This is a genomic window from Anatilimnocola floriformis (assembly GCF_024256385.1).
GTDB lineage: Bacteria > Planctomycetota > Planctomycetia > Pirellulales > Pirellulaceae > Anatilimnocola > Anatilimnocola floriformis.
In genome coordinates this window covers 4,710,967-4,728,877 of record NZ_JAMLFW010000001.1, presented here as the reverse complement: position 1 = coordinate 4,728,877, position 17,911 = coordinate 4,710,967, and the positions used below count along the sequence as shown (strand labels likewise).

The window sequence follows — 17,911 nt, the reverse complement described above, 5'->3', positions numbered from 1 at the left end:
TTCTGGCCGCGAGGCTGACCAGCTACTTTGACGATCTTGAGAAGTCATTGGCGGCTCGCTGGTCGATCGTTATTCGTACGCCCAACTAACCCAGTCAGAAATCCGCGATGTCACTTCCAAGCGAGTTCGATCGAGACCAGGACAATTCAATTTTTCCGCTAATCGTCGGGAAAGATCTTGATCGTCACTTCAACCTCGAAATGGCACTGGTCGAATTTTCGAGACTGTTCGCACAAGAATCGAATGATCGCGCGATGGTCATCGTCGGTGCCTCGTTTTTGGATACGCAGCTCGAGCACATCGTCCGTAACTTCCTGGTTGACGATGAGAAAGAGGTTGACGCGCTGCTCCAGTACGACCAACCCCTGGGGTCGTATGGGAATCGGATCCGAACGCTTTACTGCCTTGGCCTCATCGGCAAAATGGTGCGCGACGATTTGCGGCTGGTGGGCAAGATCAGAAACCGATTCGCCCATGATCTGATTGCGTCCTTCGATGAAGAGCCCATCAAAGGCTGGGCACGCTCTCTTCAATGGCATCGGAAAACGTACATGGAACCTCCAGCTGGTGCCGCTCCCAGGGAGCTGTTCAACGTCGGCGTTAATCGCCTTGTTGGCCATCTGAGCGGGATCGTGTCTGTGGCGAGATCGGCGAGACGCTCGATGCGGCGCGAAGTCTGATTAATCTGATCCGCAACCGCCGGTCATGATCGGCAAGCTGTTTTAACCGGCTGACATTCGCTAGAATGCCGAACTTTTGTTTGCAGCGCATCCGACGGCGGCATCGGCGGGCGGTAAAACCCAGGTCGAGCAGGTAAGCGGTTCAATGGCTCTAAAGAAGACGCAACTCTATAGCTCGCTCTGGCAAAGCTGCGATGAACTCCGCGGTGGCATGGATGCCTCGCAGTACAAAGACTACGTCCTCACGCTGCTGTTCATGAAATACGTGTCGGACAAATACGCCGGCAAGAAGGACGCCGTGATCGAGGTGCCACGCGGCGGCAGCTTCGCCGACATGGTGAAGCTCAAGGGCGATAAAGAGATTGGCGACAAGATCAACAAGGTCATTGGCGCCCTTGCCAAGGCGAACGATCTGGACTTCCTGATGCCCGGCCGGGCCCCCGACTTCAACGACGAAGATAAGCTCGGCCGCGGCAAGGACATGCAAGATAAGCTGTCGAAGCTGGTCGCAATTTTCGACGGGCTCGACTTTCGCGCCAACCGTGCCGAGGGCGATGATCTACTCGGCGATGCCTATGAATACCTGATGCGTCACTTCGCTACCGAATCGGGCAAAAGCAAGGGGCAGTTCTATACCCCTGCCGAAGTCTCTCGAATTATGGCGAAGGTCATCGGCATCGAACATGCTTCGAAGCTTAGGGACCCAACAGCATACGACCCGACCTGCGGATCGGGGTCCCTGCTTATCAAAGCCGCAGACGAGTCGGGCGCGAGCAACTTGGCGATCTATGGCCAGGAAATGGATAACGCCACATGGTCGCTCGCCAGGATGAACATGCACTTGCATGGCCATCCTACGGCCGATTTGTGGCGCGGCAACACACTTGCTGATCCACACTTCAAGAACAAAGACGGCAGTCTGAAGTCATTCGATTTTGCCGTAAGCAATCCACCTTTCTCATCCAAGGCTTGGTCCAACGGACTCAACCCGGCAAACGATGAGTTCGAACGCTTCGAGTACGGCATGCCGCCAATCAAGAACGGCGACTACGCCTTTCTGCTGCACCTGATCAAGTCGCTCAAGAGCAAGGGCAAAGGTGCGATCATTCTGCCGCACGGCGTGCTGTTCCGCGGCAACAAGGAAGCCGACATTCGCCGCAACCTCATCCAGCGCGGTTTGATCAAGGGCGTCATCGGCATGCCGCCGAACCTGTTTTACGGCACCGGCATCCCGGCCTGCATCATCGTAATCGACAAGGAGCACGCTAACGCCCGCACCGGCATTTTCATGATCGATGCGTCCAAGGGCTACATCAAAGAGGGCAACAAGAACCGCCTCCGCGCCCAGGACATCCATAAGATCGTGGACGTGTTCAACCACCAGCGCGAACTGCCGAACTACGCTCGCATGGTGCCGGTGAGCGAGATCGCCAATCCTGCCAACGAGTACAACCTCAACATTCCCCGCTACATCGACTCGACCGAACAGGAAGACCTGCACGACCTCGATGCCCACCTCAATGGCGGAATCCCCAACCGCGATATCGACGGCCTGGAGGCCTACTGGAAAAACTTCCCCTCGCTCCGCAAGGCGTTGTTTAAGACCAACGGTCGCAAAGGCTACAGCGAGCCTCGCGTCGAAACGCAGCAAGTGAAGGCGGCAATACTCGCTCACGAAGAGTTCCAAGAGTATTCCGGCACGATCACCGAGATTGTTCGCAAGTGGCGGAAAGCCCATCAGCCGTTGCTCAAGAGCATCAAGATCGACGATCTTCCCAAGCAGGTGATTCATACGCTGTCGGAAGATTTGCTCGCACGCTTCGCCGATGTGCCGCTGCTGAGTCGGTACGACGTCTATCAGCGGCTCACGGATTACTGGGCCGAAGTGATGCAGGACGACGTTTACCTCATTGCCGCGGACGGCTGGGTGGAAGCCGCGCAGCCGCGGGCAGCCATTGACGACAAAGAACGGAAGATCACGGAGACGCCTGACTTGGTCATCGGTCCGCAGAAGAAACGCAAGAAGTACAAGATGGATCTAATTCCGCCCGCGGTCATCGTCGCCCGCTACTTTGCGGCGGAGCAGGCGGCGATCGACGACGCTCAATCGAAGCTCGAAGAAGCCACCCGCATGTTGGAAGAGTTCGTCGAAGAGCACACCGGTGAGGAAGGCCTGCTTGAAGACGCCGTTAACGACAAGGGCAAGGCGACCAAGACGAACGTGAACGCTCGGCTCAAGGCGATCGGCGACGATCCGGAGTTCGCTGAGGAACACAAGGCGTTGGAAATGTGCGGCAAGCTGCTCGATACGGAGTCGCTCATCAAAAAGGCGGTCAAGGAAGCACAGGACAAACTCGACAAGCAGGTGCTGGCGAAATACGCAAAGCTCTCGGAAGCCGAGATCAAGGCGTTGGTCGTCGAAGATAAATGGCTCGTCAGCATCGAAGCGGCCATCAACGACGAGGTTCAACGGCTAACGCAGAGGCTTACTGGTCGGGTTCGGGACCTGGAATCGCGCTATACCAAACGGCTGCCCGATTTAGAAATGGAGGCCAAAGACTTCGGTCGGAAAGTTCAGACCCACCTAACGAATATGGGATTGGTGTGGGTATGAAACCGAATACAAGTCTCGACAAATGGGAGTCTAGGCCAGTCGGGGACGACATCGAGCTATTTTCGGGCCATCATGTCTTGGCGCGCCATTGCAATACGCATGGAGTAGGTACTCCGTATTTGACGGGGCCGGCAGATTTTCCGGACGGGCGGATTCAGCAGACGAAGTTCACGACGAAGCCAACGACGATATGTCGGGCGGGCGACATATTGGTAACGGTAAAGGGTTCGGGGGCAGGTACACTTATTGTCGCTGATAGGGAGTATTGCATCAGCAGGCAGCTAATGGCCATTCGGCCGTTGACTTGGAATGCAGTGTTCTTGTTCTACTCGTTATTGCAGAATGCTACGCAGTTCAAGGCCGCCGCGACAGGGCTGATTCCTGGATTGTCTCGCTCAGACGTTCTCAATCAGCAACTGCCAATTCCGACATGCAGCGACGAGCAACCCGCCATCGCGGAGGCTTTGGCGGATGTCGACCGGTTGATCGGGGCGTTGGAGGCGCTAACTCGGAAGAAGCGCGACATGAAGCTGGCCGCGATGCAGCAACTCCTCACCGGCAAAATCCGCCTGCCGGGCTTCATCGGCAAGTGGGAAGTGATGCAGCTTGGAGAGATAGGTGAGTTCTCGAAGGGGCGCGGAATTAAGCGAGACGATGTGACCGATGAAGGCGTTCCATGCGTTCGCTATGGCGAACTCTACACCCGTTACCGCGACTATGTGATTGTGCCGTCGTCCAGAATCCCGAATCAAGTCGCACAACAATCTCTGCCCATCAAAACCGGAGATCTGCTGTTTGCGGGCTCCGGCGAGACGGCAGAAGAGATCGGACGCTGTGCAGCTTATCTCGGAGAACAGACGGCCTATGCCGGCGGCGACATTGTGGTGCTATCGCCCCAGGGGCACAACTCACTGTATCTCGGCCACCTGATGAATCACCCGTCGGTTGCGCGACAGAAGGCGCGACTCGCGCAGGGCGACGCAGTGGTGCATATCAGTGCCCGAAACTTAGCGCAAGTAGAAGTCCTACTTCCTCCGACTAACGAGCAGGATGCCATCGCGGTGGTCCTATCCGACATGGAAGCCGAGATCGAATCATTGGAGCGCCGTAGCGACAAGGCGAAGCGAATTAGGCAGGGCATGATGCAGCAGCTACTAACCGGCCGCATTCGCCTGATGAAGCGGAAAGAGCAGGCAACCAACGCCAAGACCGCGAAGGGGCACAACAAGCAGATCAACGAGGCCGTCGTCATCTCCGTATTGGCTAAGCACTTCGGCAGCGAGCAGTTTCCGCTCGGGCGGAAGCGATACACGAAGCTCTCGTACTTGCTGCATCGCCACTCCGAGCAGCAGGTAGAGGGGTATCTGAAAATGGCTGCCGGTCCGTACAACCCACAGACCAAATACGGCGGTGCGGAAAAGATTGCTCTGAAAAACAGCTACGTGCGAGAGCACCAATCAGGCGTCCATGGCGGTTTCGTCGCTGGCGAGAACATTACCCAGGCAGAAGCGTATTTTGAAAAGTGGTACGGCTCGGCGGCGCTCCAGTGGTTGTTGACTAACTTTCGCTACAAGAAGAACGATGACCTGGAATTGCTGGCCACAGTGGACATGGCCGCGGAAGAACTGCGCGTCGCCGGCAAGCCCATTGATGTCAGCGGAGTCAAACAGGTGATCCAGGGCAATGCCGAGTGGCGGGCGAAGCTAGACCGGACCGTCTTTGCAGATTCCAATATTGCCACGGCGATCGAAACCTGCCGGAAGCTGTTCGGCTAATGCGGAGCGAGCACTATGAGCACCGTCGGCGAGCGCGAAGCCAAGACCCACAAGCGAGTGGTTAACTTCTTCCTCGAAGCCTTGAAATATGACTACTTGGGCTACTGGAAGGACCGCGATGGCAATTGCAATGTAGAGGAAGGCCGACTTTCCGATTGGCTGAAGCGTCAGGGCCACACGGAAAAGGTCATCGCCAAGGTGCTGCATGAAATCAGCAAGGCAAAAACGCTCGCGGGCAGCAAAACGCTTTACGACGCCAACCGCGAAATGCACAGCCTGCTACGTTACGGCGTGAAGGTGAAACCGGATGTCGGCGAGCAGAACGTCACCGTTTGGCTGGTCGACTGGAAGACAACCCGCAACAACGACTTCGGCGTGGCGGAAGAGGTCACCATCGCCGGCGAACATAGCAAGCGGCCCGACGTCGTGCTGTACGTCAATGGCATTGCGCTGGGCGTGCTGGAGCTGAAGCGTTCCATCGTGTCAGTCACGGAAGGCATCCGGCAGAACCTTGATAGTCAGAAAAGAGAGTTCATCCGGCCGTTTTATGCGACTGTGCAGCTCGTGTTGGCCGGCAACGAAACCGAGGGTCTTCGTTATGGGGTCACTGAGACGCCGGAAAAATATTATCTTCGTTGGCGAGAGGACGTGGCCCACCCGGGCGCCGGCGACAATCCTCTATTACGCGAGCTAGGACAAGTTTGCAGCAAGGACCGCCTGCTGGAGATCGTCCACGACTTCATTGTTTTCGACGCCGGGACGAAAAAGACCTGCCGGCACAATCAATACTTTGGCATCCGCGAAGCTCAGGATCATGTTAGGCGGCGCGAAGGCGGAATTATCTGGCATACGCAAGGTAGCGGCAAAAGCCTGACGATGGTCTGGCTCGCGAAGTGGATTCGTGAACACGTCGCGGATGCACGAGTCTTGCTGATTACCGATCGGACAGAACTCGACGAGCAGATCGAGAAGGTCTTTAAGGGTGTCAGTGAGAGCATCTACCGGACCAAAAGCGGAAGCGATCTAGTACGTGTACTGAACGCCAGCGAGGAATGGCTGATCTGCTCGCTTATCCACAAGTTCGGCGCCGGCGAGGAACTCAGTGACAAGGACATTGAGGCCTATGTCGAAGACATCAAGAAAAGTCTGCCCAAAGGGTTTCACGCCAAGGGAGATGTCTTCGTCTTCGTGGACGAATGCCATCGCACGCAATCTGGCAAACTTCATGAGGCGATGAAGACACTGTTGCCGGGGGCGATGCTGATCGGCTTCACGGGCACGCCACTCTTGAAGAAGGACAAGCAAAAGAGCATCGAGGTCTTTGGCCCGTATATCCATACTTACAAATACCACGAAGCGGTTCGCGACGGCGTGGTGCTCGATCTAAGGTATGAAGCTCGCGACATCGATCAGAACATCACCTCGCAGGCAAAGATCGATCAGTGGTTTGAGATCAAGACCAGGGGGCTCTCCGACTTGGCCAAGGCGCAGCTCAAACAGCGCTGGGGCACGATGCAGAAAGTGCTCAGCTCGCAGGACCGTCTGGAAAAAATTGTCGCGGACATCTTGCTCGACATGGAGACGCGCGACCGGCTCAAGAGCGGATACGGAAACGCACTCTTGGTTTCAGGAAGCATCTATTCCGCCTGCCGATTTTTCGAGATGTTTCAAAACAAGGGCCTCGGCGGAAAGTGCGCAATTGTCACGTCCTACAAGCCTTCGCCGGCTGACATTAAAGGCGAAGAGACGGGCGAAGGACTTACAGAGAGGCTCAGGCAATACGACATCTACCGGAAGATGCTTGCCGCTCATTTTAACGAGCCGGAAGATGCGGCGATGCACAAGGTCGAGACGTTCGAGCAGGAAGTGAAGAAGCGGTTCATCGACGAACCTGGCCAGATGAAGTTGCTGATCGTGGTGGACAAGTTGCTCACTGGTTTCGACGCTCCGCCCGCGACGTACTTGTACATCGACAAAAAAATGCACGATCACGGCCTTTTTCAAGCCATCTGTCGGGTCAACCGCCTCGATGGCGAAGACAAGGAATACGGCTACGTTGTCGACTATAAGGATCTGTTCAAGTCGCTTGAGAAGTCGATCAAGGACTACACCGGCGAAGCATTTGAAAACTACGACGCAGATGACGTTGCTGGACTCTTGAAGGATAGACTCGAAAAGGGCAAGGAGCGTTTGGCGGAACTGCTGGAGTCGATCAGGGCATTGTGTGAGCCGGTGGAGCCGCCTCGCGATACGGCAGCCTATGTCCGATTCTTCTGCGCCATGGCCAGTGGTGACGCTGAACAACTGAAGGACAACGAGCCGAAACGTGTCGCACTCTACAAGCTGGTCGCGGCCCTTGTGCGGGCGTATGCCAACCTGGCCAACGAAATGGCTGAGGCAGGCTACTCAGAAGCGCAGGCTCGAGAAATTAAGGACGAAGTCGGGCATTACGAAAAAGTCCGCGAAGAAGTGAAGCTCGCAAGCGGCGACTACATCGACATGAAAATGTACGAGCCGGCCATGCGACACTTGCTCGACACGTATATACGTGCCGAGGAGAGCGAAAAGGTTTCGGCGTTCGACGACATGTCGCTCGTGGAATTGATCGTCGAACGCGGTGAGGCAGCGCTCGACGCCTTGCCGGAGGGGATACGAAAGAACCCCGAAGCAATGGCCGAAACGATTGAGAACAATGTCCGCCGGCTCATCATCGATGAGATGGCCGTAAATCCGAAGTACTACGAGAAGATGTCCGAGTTACTCGACGCCCTCATTCTGCAACGCAAGAAAGAGGCGTTGGACTACAAGGTTTACCTGGCAAAAGTAGTTGATCTCACTAAGCAGGTGAAACGCCCCGTCCGGTCAACTTATCCAGGGACTATTAATTCCGCCGCGAGGCAAGCACTTTTTGACAACCTCGGCCGCAACGAGCAGTTGGCCATTCAAGTCGACACGGCTATTCGCAGTGTGAAGAAGGACGACTGGCGTGGCATGAGGGCTAAACGGATCGAAGTGCGAAACGCGATTAAGGCCGTCCTCGGCGACGACGACGGAGTCGTGGATGCTATCTACAAGATTGCTGAGAGCCAGCGTGACTACTGAACGACAAGTCATCGAAGTGCGCGACATTCCGGTTGAGGTTCTCCGCAAGGACATTAAGAACCTGCACGTCGGTGTATATCCGCCTGCGGGCCGCGTGCGGGTGGCGGCGCCGCTGCATCTCGATGACGATGCAATTCGGCTTGCCGTCGTGTCGCGTTTGGGTTGGATTCGGCGCCAGCAGCAGAGCTTTCAGCATCAGGATCGGCAGTCGCAACGTGAAGTCGTGACCGGCGAAAGCCATTTTTTCCAGGGCAGCCGCTACCTTCTCGACGTGGTCGAACATGAGGGTCCTTCGTCGGTCGAGGTCCTGAACAACACGACCTTGGTGCTGCGGACACGCGCAGGTTCCGACCAGTCGACAAGAGATGCGGTTTTACAGCGTTGGTACCGCCAGCGTTTGCGGGAGCAGCTGCCAGACCTCGTTGCCAAGTGGCAGCCCCGGCTCGGCGTGACGATTGACGAGGTCCGCATCAAGAAAATGAAAACGCGCTGGGGGACATGCAATATCGAGGCGCGGCGAATATGGGTGAACCTCGAGCTCGTGAAGAAGCCGCAGGCGTGCCTCGAGTTCATTCTTGTCCACGAAATGGTTCATCTCCTGGAACGCCACCACAACGACCGGTTTCGCGCGATTATGGATGAACAATTGCCTCATTGGCGAGTTCACCGCGACGAACTGAATCGTGCTCCGCTAGCACATGAGGATTGGCGTTACTGAGTCAAGGCACCAAAGCATCCCTTAGGAGGACGACAAATGGCATCAAACGTAAAGCGAAAGACTACTTTTGGCACTTCGTACGTTGACCACTTCAGCCCGGCGCTGCCAGAGGCGACGCCAAAGGCAATAAACGTGATCCTCAGCTTTGAAGAGGCACTCAAGCTTCACCTGAGCTTGGGGCAACTATTGGGTCACTTGAACGGCTACAACCGTTCGACTTCCGATGGCAAGCGCACCGCGGTTAATCTATGCGTTTACACCAAGCAGCAACGGATCGCCGTGGTCGAAGGTCGCATTCGCAGGCCCGGGAAAGACGAAGTCGTTGAAAACGTCGGCGACGCTGCCTCGCCGGAATGACCGGGGAATCGGCCAGGCACCCTTGGTTGGCCAACGGTGCCCGGCTCGTGCCCGAGATTTACATCTTCGACTTGATCCGATAGACGGTTTGCCGGCTGCAACCAATTTCCGCTTCGATCTCGTAGATCGGCACGCCTTTTCTCAATAACTCCTTGACGCGCTCGATCTCCTGCTTGCTGAGCCGCGAGCGATTGCTTCGTTGCGGTGGAGCGCCGTCCACGCGGGCCTTCTCGATCACTTCGGGAAAGGCGGCGTCATACGCGCAACGCACGGTTGCCTCGCAATACCCGAGGCGCCGCGCCGCCTCCGAAATCGACGTGCCCGGCTCTTTAACGAGAAGTGCTTTGAGCGGCGCAACGAGATCGTGAAAGGTTGTGCGCGGCGCTTTCGCAGTCTCACCAGCCGTTTTGCCACGGGGGCCTCGAGCACGTTTCCGGCCCGTGCGGGCTTCCTGGACGACCTGCGAGCTGACGCCGAGCACCGCTGCGATCGTATCAGTGCTGTGGCCTTCGGCCACCAGCTCCGCGACTTTGGCAGCGATAACGTCTGCCTTTCGCTCTACGTCGAGCGGGAATTTCGCGGATTCTGCGTTTGTCCAACCATGAGTAGTCAGGTACTCCAGAGTGCTCGTAGTTGGACAATTGCCATTCCGCGAGATTTGCAGCAGCACAGGCAGCAGATTGTAGGTGAAGCAGGCAAACCAGGCAGGCTTAGACTTGCCCTCTTGCTTCTCCTGCAGAAGGGTTATGGGCCCCGTCAGCTGGCGCAGAAGCGGTGCTGCAATTTGCACTTCACTTTGGAGGAGTGTGGAGACATCCTTGATGAGTTCCAGCACCTGCGTTGTGCACAGCCGGGCAGGTATGTCGCTAGATCGTTTAGCGTCCCGCGCCATAGCCCGAAGTTCCGCGAGGCGGCGTTCATCCTGCCGTAGCTTAGCAACAACTGCGCCCATTTTCTGATCGTCGTCTTCATTGGCCAGTACCTTGGCAAGTCGCTTGCACCCTGCCGACAATTTTGCAATTTCGGTCTCCCAAGCCGTTGTATCGACTCGAGGTGCCTCCGATTGCTCGATCAGATATTGGTTTGCACGTTCGACGAGCTCATTCACCCGCGTTGGAGTGAGCACTTTGTTGAGCACGTAGTTCACAACGGCGTTCTCGACGTGCCTCACCGTCTTGTAGCCCCGAAACGTGCAACCGTTTTTGCCATCCCGTGCATCAGTGCAGGTAAAGCTCGCGTGTTTGCCGGCCCGGCCGAGCCACAGGGGTTTCTTACAACCACCACATAGTGGCCGGACGAGTGTGGTCGCATTAACTTCATCCCGTCGCGTCGTACGACTGGATGACTTGGAGTATGCGTTCTTCGCGAGCTCCAGCCGCCGCTGTGCGGCCTTCCATACCGACCATGGGATGATTTGCAGGTTGCGGGCGCGCCGGACCTTCCATTTCTCCCGTGGGTTTCTCTTGATCACATATTTCTTACGTCCTTTTTCGTCAAGTTGTTCGGCGCGGTAGGTCATGTCTTCGACATCAATTCCCGCGTATTTGTAGCGCCCCAGAAGTTGCCGCACGCGGCTGCTGTCCCAAGTGCATCCGATGACCGCGAGGTCATTCAAGTGTCGAGCAATACGCCCCAGGCTCCAGTTCTGGGTGACGTAGAGATTGAATGCCAACTGGATGTACGGCATAGTTTTCTCGTCGACGGCAAGCATCTTCGATCGCACGCCGTCCTTGCCGAATATGGGGCTTCCAGTGGCGTCGACTGCAGGGACTAACTTGTAGCCAACGGCAGCTGGCCGCAAATTTGTTCCCTGCCGGTGAGCATCACGCATGCCCCGCTTTACTTTGGGTTTCAGCTGGTCGATGAACCACTCTTGCAGAGCAGCAAAGATTGACAAAACGAACTTCCACATTTGGTGATCGCTGTCGAATCCATCGCTGACCCCAACTAGGCGTTTGCCCATCGCGTCGATCATTCGGCCAAGGCGCAGGGCCTCGACCATATCACGACTAGCACGGCCAATCTCGTCGATGTATAGCACAACTGGTGAATCTGCTGCGGTGGAAGCCATCTGCAAATTTGCCAGTTCGTACCCGTGCCTGTCTGCGGTTGTTCCGGTTACGGCAGCATCGGCGAAGACGAATTGCCAAGGGATGAAGTGCTTATTCGCAGCGGCACGTTCGAGAGTCAACTTCAGCTGTTGAACCAGTGACCTCGGATTCGATTTGTCGCACGAATACCGCAAGTAGCAAGCTGCCAATTGCTCCCAATGTCGGCTGTGGAGCAAGAGAGCTTCGGGCTGAACATCCGCTTTTAAAAACCGCTGCTCAAAGGCCGTTGCTAAACGCTCGACTTCAGCTTTAGATTTGCGAGGAATCACACCCAACTGCACCAACTTAGGGAATAGCCGGCCTTGAATTTCCATATATGCCTCAGCAAGGGCCATTGCCGCAGCACGATCTGGAAGTCCGCGAGACGCACGATCCTTTTGCTTGCGGCGACGTGGCCGCCGATCCGCTTCCGCCTCATCGGAATCACCAGCAGGCGGTCCGCCTGCCAAAGCACTGGCGAGCATCGCGAGTGAAAATAGTATTGCGTAAGTTGCGATCGGAAATTTGTCCCGGTTTTGTCCCGGTTGCTGTCCTGCATGAGTGGGAATAACTGGGAATGAACGGGAGTGAGCGGCAGACGCTAAATTGCGACTGTCGCTGAGGTTAAGTGCCAAACCTTGCTGTGAGCCGAGGTTGCGAAAAATGGCAGGATAGAATCCTGTCCTCTCCGTTTCACGGAACCGGCTGTTTCTAACTCATTGCTTTGCAATGGTTTCGGAACAGCCGGTTTTTTCGTCACAGTAAACTGTGACGAGACTGTGACAAAATCGGAGAGTTCTTGCTGGTTCATCTCTCTCTTTCGCTTCGGCCTGCCAAACCTCCGGGTTAAAAATGGAGCGGGGCTACTCTGCCTCACTCCCGAATTTGAAATCGACCTTTTCCATCTGGCGTTGCGACTCTGGGTCGTTCAGATGGTAATAGTGTTTGACCATCAGACTGCTGCCGTGGCCCAGCCACCGCATGACAGCCAATTCGCTCACACCGGCGTTCGCGACCAGCGAACAAAAATAGTGACGAAAGCTGTGCAATCGGCCATCTTTGAACCCGATTTCATCCTCGCCGCTCGGATACTTCTCGCTCAGCGGATCAATTACTTCGCTCACGAATGCAAGTCGAACTGCATCACCGCTGATTTTCTGGCCATCCGGTCCAGTGAATACCCGGCTGGCGCCGCGCTTAACCAACGGGGCGATAATCGGGAGTAACTGAGAGTGAATAGGGAACGACCGATTCCGGCTGTTCTTCATACGCCGGGCAGTGCCGGGCGCCGCAGTGCGATTGAACCGTTCGTCGGTCAGCGTGATCATATTCTTGTCCAAGTCAACGTCCGACGGCCTTAGCCCGGTTAGCTCCGAGATCCGCATACCGGTGAACGATAGTCCGCAAATGATGGCGCGGAGCCAAGCTAGACCTGACCGGGAAGAGCAGCGGTCGGCCATCGCAGTCAGTTGTTCTTTGGTGTAGCAGAAGGTGTTAGTCCCCGATGGCTTCCGAAGCGGCATGTGAATCTTGCACTCAACGGGCAACAGCTCTTCCCTTATGAAATAATTGAAAACCTGCTTGATCGTCGTCAATTCAAGAAACACAGTTGCGTATTCGTATTCCCCTTCCAGCAGCCAGTCGGCATATGACGTGAGGTGGCGACGCTTGATGTGTTCCCAATATTCCAGTCCCTCAAGTTTGACCCAGGGGACAAACTTGTTCAGAACTGCTTCATAACGTTGCTGCGTTTTGTCAACACCGCCGCCAGCTACGAAGGGGCGAGCAACGTGCTTTAGGTACATGTCTTTCCCTGCGTCCAGCGCGATCGACTTGGTTGTTCCGGGGGAGAGTATCGACGGGTCTGCCAGTCCGAGTGCAACGGCTTGCACTTTGTCGAGTAGTTGAAGTTTCTCTAGCCCTTCCTCGTAGTCCTTAGTACCGAGCGAATGCCGCCCCGGGTTAACCGTATTTCCACGACCGTCAGCCTGCCAAACACCATCCCGATCGCGCACCGTCCAGACAAAGAACGGCAGGCGCAACTTTTCCTTTGTTTTTCGTTTCTTGCTCAAGCAACTGATTCCTTACTTTCGGATTTGAGTAGTCCAGCGCGGCCGTGGGCCGTTCAATGCTGGACGCGGCGGCGACGAAGAAGTCGCCGCGGATTGCGAAGCGGTGCCCGAGTTGACACTTCCGCCAGACGGCGGGAGCGCGGCGCCATCGTTGGTCGAGGAACTGCTTTCGCCAGTGAATCGAGCGCGAAACGCAACGAGATCAATCAGCCAACGCTTGCACCGTCCACCAGATTGGTGAGCAGGCAGTTGACCCGCTCGCAATCGGCGATAGACGGTCGCGATTCCTTGATTAGTGACCGTGGCAAATTCTTCGGGCGTGACGAATTCGTCTGACATGCTTCCTCCAGCGGTTCGCCGCTGGGGACGCATTTCAGCAAAGCGATTGTCAGGAGGTCTTTTGAATGTCCGCGCGGACTTGCTCAGCTAGTTTCACTTTAAACCGTCGGTACTGTCGCAGCATCGAGTCCGCTCTGGTCTCATTGCCACCCGTAAAGTCAAGTGCGATCCGCCTTTGCGACGACTCGCCCTGACGTTGCTCAAGCTCGCGATAGAATGCCATGAATACTTGATCGTCAGGTATTATCCGAGCGATTTTCTTGTGCATGTCCGAATTGTTGTCCGCGCGCTTATTCTGGAGCTTCGCAACGAGCCGATCACGGAACGCCCGATATTCCGCCAAAAACTCTTCCGTCAATGCTAGCAACTGCTCGAATCGACTATTTGAGGCGATCGTCCCATCCAGACGGCGATCTGCCCATTCGACATACGTTCGCGCCAAGTTCGCTTGAAGTTCACGGATTCGGCCGTTGAGGAAGTAAGGCTCAATAATGGTGATATCCGCGAGGCCGTTGGACGCCTGTCTAATCGCGACGTCACGGAGTTCGGGAATGTTCCTTTGGTTGCGGAGCGCCGATTCCGGTGACGTCAGGCAATCCCGCATTTGATGCAGCCGAATCCGTTGGCGGGCAATGTAAGCGTCCTGTTCCTTCAAATATTGCTGGACGGTGTCCAGAAGCCTCTCCAAAATCTGCTTGTTCTGCGGAAGCGGCCGATCAGCCCGCTCCTCAGGTGGCTTTGTTTGTTTTTTGCCCATGCGTGCTCTGACCATGGTTTTGTGTTGGGGTATTCGCTGAAGTGTCTCGATGGATCGCTTCGGCAATCAATCTGCAAATTAAGTCGAAGAGCGCCGTGACTGCTTGCTCCCGTTGGGATTTCTGCAGGTCAGTCCCATCAATTGAATGGGAATTTGCGTTTGACGCAACCTCCGCCAGACGGGCCGGAGAGGCGCGCAACGAATGTTTTTTCTTTTTCATAGGGAGTTTTTGAAGAGTCTGAAGATTCTGTAATCGCGGCGCCAGTTTCCGCCGCGAAATTCCTGCCCGCTCATTTAGGCATCGCAACGAATTGCTCAAGCAGGGGGTTCGCTTGACCACGCACTCACGCCAATTCCATCTAGCAGTGAATCCGCAATCAGTTGTCACCGAAGATTGAGCGGCTTCGCACCCTAAATCTCTATCTGCCCGCGCGGCCTCCAACGGCAGAATAAGACGCCGCCCACCATTCGCTATAATCACTGGCCGGAGAACAAAGTCATGCCATTCCCTGCCAGAGTCGTCGATGAATTGCTGGTTAAGTGTGCCCGCTTCTGCTGTCTCTGCCGCCAGCACAAGGGGCAGAAAATGGAAATTCACCATATCGACCAGGAAGCGGACGGCGGCGAGAACACTGCCGACAACGGGTTGCCCGTTTGCTTCGACTGCCACGCGGATGTCAATTCATACAATGACAATCACCCGAAAGGGCGCAAGTATCGAGCGAAGGAACTACGGCAGCTGCGAGACCAATGGTTCAAGTTGGTTGCCGAAGGGAAGACAGGCGGGCAGCAGTCCGTAGTTCTGACTTGGAACGCGCCCGCGCCGCCGGCCCCTCTTTCGCAAGAGGCGGAAGAACTCTTGACCAAAGCAGCCAATGTGCCGGGAGTTCACGCCGGTGTCATCTCCGTTGTTGATAACGTACTAAACGAAGTGCTCAGCATCTCGCCCGGCCATCGGGAAAAACTGTACGCCCCGGACGATGCTCGCGCCGCACAGCGGTACAAGGCAGCGCTTGAAGAGCTTGAAGACCGCAACCTGGTTTCGCGTTCGGGCCAAGTTCGCAATCTGACTTCGGCTGGCTTCGCCATAGCCGATGAGCTTCTGAAACGCAGTTAGTTTCTAGCGACGTCGGTGAACCTATGGGGTAACCCCGTGTCGTTTTAGTTGAGGGACACTATGCGCGAAATTCCAGATTTTGAAGAACACTTGGCTACCGTAAAGGCGACTGTCGGCCGCGATTTCGATTTTGCGCATCGCATGTGGGATGCTTGGATGCACTTGCCGAAAGAGCCATTCGTTTTTGCGTCGAAACTCGACCCGATGGCAGGCAGCGTAGCAATGACATTGAATGTTCAAGCCTGCCGGCAGATGCGAAGTGTGATTTTGCTGTGCGAAGCCTGTGAAGCAGGTAACGCGCTAATTGTGGCACGCAGCATCTACGAAACTGCCGTGGCGCTTCAGTGGATACTCGCGCCAAGTGTGAACTTGGGGTTTGAACCAGTGCTGGGAAAAACGGATGCCTGGAAAGTTTCCACGAAGTCTATCGACGCGAATCTAGCCAGTCGGAAGCGGGCCGCGATGTATCTTGCGATCAACGTTTTCAATGATGAGAACCGCTTCGCTAGATGGGAACATCACGAGGACCACGCGCAGCTGCGCAAGAGATTAAGCCAGACCCTGCGAATATCGCAGCCGCTGAAAGAGAGCTTGGCGCGGAGTGGTCCTATATCCTTAGAAATCAGCCAAGGACGTATTCCGGGCTGAAGTTGGCGGCCCTCGCGCACGCCCTTGGAAACAATCTCGAAACGTACTACGAAACCATGTATCACTACCTTTCACGGTCGGCGCATTCGTCGGACGGGATTCGCTATTCCCGGAGCGTAGGCGGGCAGGTGGGCGCGCAGTGGCTTTCGACACCGGAAGAAATCGGCGGGGCGCTTTCAGCGGCCTGCCAAGTTTTTCTATGCTGCATGAGCGTGCTTCAGAATCAGATCGGTTTTGGGGAGGCAGGTGAGAAGACGGTTGACGAGATCGCGACAGAATACTTGAAAGGCTTTCCGGCCGTAAAATGACAAACGACCAGCCAGCAGAAGTGCCAGACCAGCACGTTTTCCATTTGGCCGATCAGTTCCTTGCTACTGCGGAACTGCTGGTCAAAAACATGCCCGGCGTGTAGCGCCGTCGCCGCTTCGCGTCAATGCAGCATTCGCAATCGAACTCTACCTAAAGTCACCCAATTCCCGTTGGAAGATTGACGATGAAACTTGCCTTGTCTCAACACACTCCAAGGCGCGCGGCCACAACCTGCGCGAACAAAGCACCCTGACTTGACGCAGCATTTAGACACCTACTCTTCGACGTTTGAAATCGCGGTACGGGTTTGAAGCGAAGCCGACCGTACAGCGGGCGGCCAACAGCTGAAATTGTGCTATTAGCGCGAGTTTTCGCGACTTCGTTTACTCACTTGAGATACGGCGATTCTAGGAAGCTTGCGGATCATCATCGCCGTTGCTGACAGGGCTTTTTAGCGGCCTAATCCACTAAACTGGCGTCAATCAACGGACGAACAATGCTCGCTACCTCTTCGTAGCTTTCCTTGTTCATTACCGAAAACTTTTCCTTCAATTCGATGACATTACCGCCGAAGTTGATACCCATGTCGTCCACAAGGCCCAGCACAAGCTGTGAATCGGTCGGCAAGAAGTCTCTCGTGAACTCGATGATCTTTTCCCAATTGGCATCGTCCTGATCTTGTTGCTTCGGAGAGTCGATGACGATCGGGCAAAAGCATGAGGTCGATCGCTTGGCAATCGTGTTTAGGATGGCGTAGTAATACGCGAGCAACGCTCTGGGCAGCTTGCTGCCTGACTCCTTGATTGAAAAGTAAACGGTTTTGTAACTACTCTCTGAAACATTCAAAAGAGCGAGCTTTGAAAGGGATGTCCGCATGAATGCCCGGAATTCTGCGTTGATCTGCTTACTTCGTTCCTTGTCTTCAATGTCCTTGAGGTCTTGCGTTGCTCGCACGATACGCCGATCAATGTCACCGATTATTGAGTTTCTCTCGGCAACGTCCTTGTCTAGTACGCGGCGCATTTCTTTCCGCCCTTCCGACTTAACAATATCGTAAAGCTGAACCTCTCCCTGCTTCTGGTTGAGAGTAGCAGCAATCTCTGATAGCTCGCTGCTCAGTTCGCTGACTTTCCGCTGGCGTTCCTCAAGCTTAGTCTCTACTGCGCGAAGCTCTTCTTTCAGGTCAAGCAGCAAATCGCGACAACGATCTTCATCGGCCGCGATGTCAAATCGCTCTTTGAACGAATTCTCATAGACTTGGCCACAGATAGGGCATCCTTCCACTTGAATGACTTTCGTCGCTGACATCGCAGCGCCTTCCATGGTGCATAGC

At 55.4% G+C, this 17,911-nt stretch carries 15 protein-coding genes; 9 read left to right on the top strand and 6 right to left on the bottom strand.

Going from position 1 to position 17,911, the window contains the following annotated elements:
* Positions 1 to 107: 107 nt before the first annotated feature.
* The 6 genes from M9Q49_RS36125 (at position 108) to M9Q49_RS18395 (ending at position 9,246) form a co-directional block, all read left to right on the top strand.
* Positions 108 to 680 carry an MltR family transcriptional regulator gene (locus tag M9Q49_RS36125; protein ID WP_390844328.1) on the top strand — a complete coding sequence of 191 codons (573 nt, stop codon included), beginning with the start codon at positions 108 to 110 and terminating at the stop codon, positions 678 to 680.
* A gap of 145 nt (positions 681 to 825) precedes the next feature.
* Positions 826 to 3,294 carry a type I restriction-modification system subunit M gene (locus M9Q49_RS18415; protein WP_254510291.1) on the top strand — a complete coding sequence of 823 codons (2,469 nt, stop codon included), beginning with the start codon at positions 826 to 828 and terminating at the stop codon, positions 3,292 to 3,294.
* Positions 3,291 to 5,069, top strand: coding sequence for a restriction endonuclease subunit S (locus tag M9Q49_RS18410; protein WP_254510290.1), 1,779 nt, complete (start codon positions 3,291 to 3,293; stop codon positions 5,067 to 5,069). Before M9Q49_RS18415 ends, M9Q49_RS18410 begins: the two co-directional genes overlap by 4 nt.
* A 15-nt stretch (positions 5,070 to 5,084) precedes the next feature.
* Positions 5,085 to 8,171, top strand: coding sequence for a type I restriction endonuclease subunit R (locus M9Q49_RS18405; RefSeq protein WP_254510289.1), 3,087 nt, complete (start codon positions 5,085 to 5,087; stop codon positions 8,169 to 8,171).
* The gene (locus M9Q49_RS18400; protein ID WP_254510288.1) at positions 8,161 to 8,889 is read left to right on the top strand and encodes a M48 family metallopeptidase; all 729 of its coding nucleotides are present in this window, start codon (positions 8,161 to 8,163) and stop codon (positions 8,887 to 8,889) included. Before M9Q49_RS18405 ends, M9Q49_RS18400 begins: the two co-directional genes overlap by 11 nt.
* A gap of 36 nt (positions 8,890 to 8,925) precedes the next feature.
* Complete coding sequence (locus M9Q49_RS18395) at positions 8,926 to 9,246, top strand: hypothetical protein (RefSeq protein WP_254510287.1); 321 nt, start codon at positions 8,926 to 8,928, stop codon at positions 9,244 to 9,246.
* 58 nt (positions 9,247 to 9,304) lie between these two features.
* Here the strand turns inward: M9Q49_RS18395 and M9Q49_RS18390 are convergent, their stop codons facing one another.
* The 5 genes from M9Q49_RS18390 to M9Q49_RS18370 form a co-directional block, all read right to left on the bottom strand.
* Positions 9,305 to 11,821 (bottom strand): recombinase family protein, encoded by a 2,517-nt coding sequence (locus tag M9Q49_RS18390; RefSeq protein WP_254510286.1) that lies wholly within the window; start codon positions 11,819 to 11,821, stop codon positions 9,305 to 9,307.
* A 378-nt stretch (positions 11,822 to 12,199) separates the two neighbouring features.
* Positions 12,200 to 13,408, bottom strand: a complete 1,209-nt coding sequence (locus M9Q49_RS18385) for a tyrosine-type recombinase/integrase (RefSeq protein ID WP_254510285.1) — start codon at positions 13,406 to 13,408, stop codon at positions 12,200 to 12,202.
* A gap of 12 nt (positions 13,409 to 13,420) precedes the next feature.
* Positions 13,421 to 13,747: a helix-turn-helix domain-containing protein gene (locus M9Q49_RS18380; protein WP_254510284.1), complete on the bottom strand. Its 327-nt coding sequence runs from the start codon at positions 13,745 to 13,747 to the stop codon at positions 13,421 to 13,423.
* 49 nt (positions 13,748 to 13,796) lie between these two features.
* Positions 13,797 to 14,504, bottom strand: a complete 708-nt coding sequence (locus M9Q49_RS18375) for a hypothetical protein (RefSeq protein ID WP_254510283.1) — start codon at positions 14,502 to 14,504, stop codon at positions 13,797 to 13,799.
* Positions 14,476 to 14,724: a hypothetical protein gene (locus M9Q49_RS18370; RefSeq protein WP_254510282.1), complete on the bottom strand. Its 249-nt coding sequence runs from the start codon at positions 14,722 to 14,724 to the stop codon at positions 14,476 to 14,478. The genes M9Q49_RS18375 and M9Q49_RS18370 overlap by 29 nt, the downstream gene beginning before the upstream one ends.
* A 279-nt stretch (positions 14,725 to 15,003) precedes the next feature.
* On the opposite strand from M9Q49_RS18370, the gene M9Q49_RS18365 reads away from it, so the two are divergent.
* Genes M9Q49_RS18365 through M9Q49_RS18355 form a run of 3 tightly spaced genes read left to right on the top strand, consistent with a single transcriptional unit; the run spans position 15,004 to position 16,577 of the window.
* Positions 15,004 to 15,621, top strand: a complete 618-nt coding sequence (locus M9Q49_RS18365; RefSeq protein WP_254510281.1) for an HNH endonuclease — start codon at positions 15,004 to 15,006, stop codon at positions 15,619 to 15,621.
* A 60-nt stretch (positions 15,622 to 15,681) separates the two neighbouring features.
* Positions 15,682 to 16,269, top strand: coding sequence for a hypothetical protein (locus M9Q49_RS18360; RefSeq protein WP_254510280.1), 588 nt, complete (start codon positions 15,682 to 15,684; stop codon positions 16,267 to 16,269).
* 56 nt (positions 16,270 to 16,325) lie between these two features.
* Positions 16,326 to 16,577, top strand: a complete 252-nt coding sequence (locus M9Q49_RS18355) for a hypothetical protein (protein ID WP_254510279.1) — start codon at positions 16,326 to 16,328, stop codon at positions 16,575 to 16,577.
* 460 nt (positions 16,578 to 17,037) lie between these two features.
* Here M9Q49_RS18355 and M9Q49_RS18350 read toward each other — a convergent pair whose 3' ends face one another.
* Positions 17,038 to 17,886 carry a hypothetical protein gene (locus M9Q49_RS18350; RefSeq protein ID WP_254510278.1) on the bottom strand — a complete coding sequence of 283 codons (849 nt, stop codon included), beginning with the start codon at positions 17,884 to 17,886 and terminating at the stop codon, positions 17,038 to 17,040.
* Positions 17,887 to 17,911 lie beyond the last annotated feature (25 nt).

Bases quoted from the DNA above. Each gene is read 5' to 3' on its own strand.
- M9Q49_RS36125 (WP_390844328.1), top strand. From the start codon at position 108: ATGTCACTTCCAAGCGAGTTCGATCGAGACCAGGACAATTCAATTTTT.
- M9Q49_RS18415 (WP_254510291.1), top strand. From the start codon at position 826: ATGGCTCTAAAGAAGACGCAACTCTATAGCTCGCTCTGGCAAAGCTGC.
- M9Q49_RS18410 (WP_254510290.1), top strand. From the start codon at position 3,291: ATGAAACCGAATACAAGTCTCGACAAATGGGAGTCTAGGCCAGTCGGG.
- M9Q49_RS18405 (WP_254510289.1), top strand. From the start codon at position 5,085: ATGAGCACCGTCGGCGAGCGCGAAGCCAAGACCCACAAGCGAGTGGTT.
- M9Q49_RS18395 (WP_254510287.1), top strand. From the start codon at position 8,926: ATGGCATCAAACGTAAAGCGAAAGACTACTTTTGGCACTTCGTACGTT.
- M9Q49_RS18390 (WP_254510286.1), bottom strand. From the start codon at position 11,821: ATGCTCGCCAGTGCTTTGGCAGGCGGACCGCCTGCTGGTGATTCCGAT.
- M9Q49_RS18380 (WP_254510284.1), bottom strand. From the start codon at position 13,747: ATGTCAGACGAATTCGTCACGCCCGAAGAATTTGCCACGGTCACTAAT.
- M9Q49_RS18375 (WP_254510283.1), bottom strand. From the start codon at position 14,504: ATGGGCAAAAAACAAACAAAGCCACCTGAGGAGCGGGCTGATCGGCCG.
- M9Q49_RS18370 (WP_254510282.1), bottom strand. From the start codon at position 14,724: ATGAAAAAGAAAAAACATTCGTTGCGCGCCTCTCCGGCCCGTCTGGCG.
- M9Q49_RS18365 (WP_254510281.1), top strand. From the start codon at position 15,004: ATGCCATTCCCTGCCAGAGTCGTCGATGAATTGCTGGTTAAGTGTGCC.
- M9Q49_RS18360 (WP_254510280.1), top strand. From the start codon at position 15,682: ATGCGCGAAATTCCAGATTTTGAAGAACACTTGGCTACCGTAAAGGCG.
- M9Q49_RS18355 (WP_254510279.1), top strand. From the start codon at position 16,326: ATGTATCACTACCTTTCACGGTCGGCGCATTCGTCGGACGGGATTCGC.
- M9Q49_RS18350 (WP_254510278.1), bottom strand. From the start codon at position 17,886: ATGTCAGCGACGAAAGTCATTCAAGTGGAAGGATGCCCTATCTGTGGC.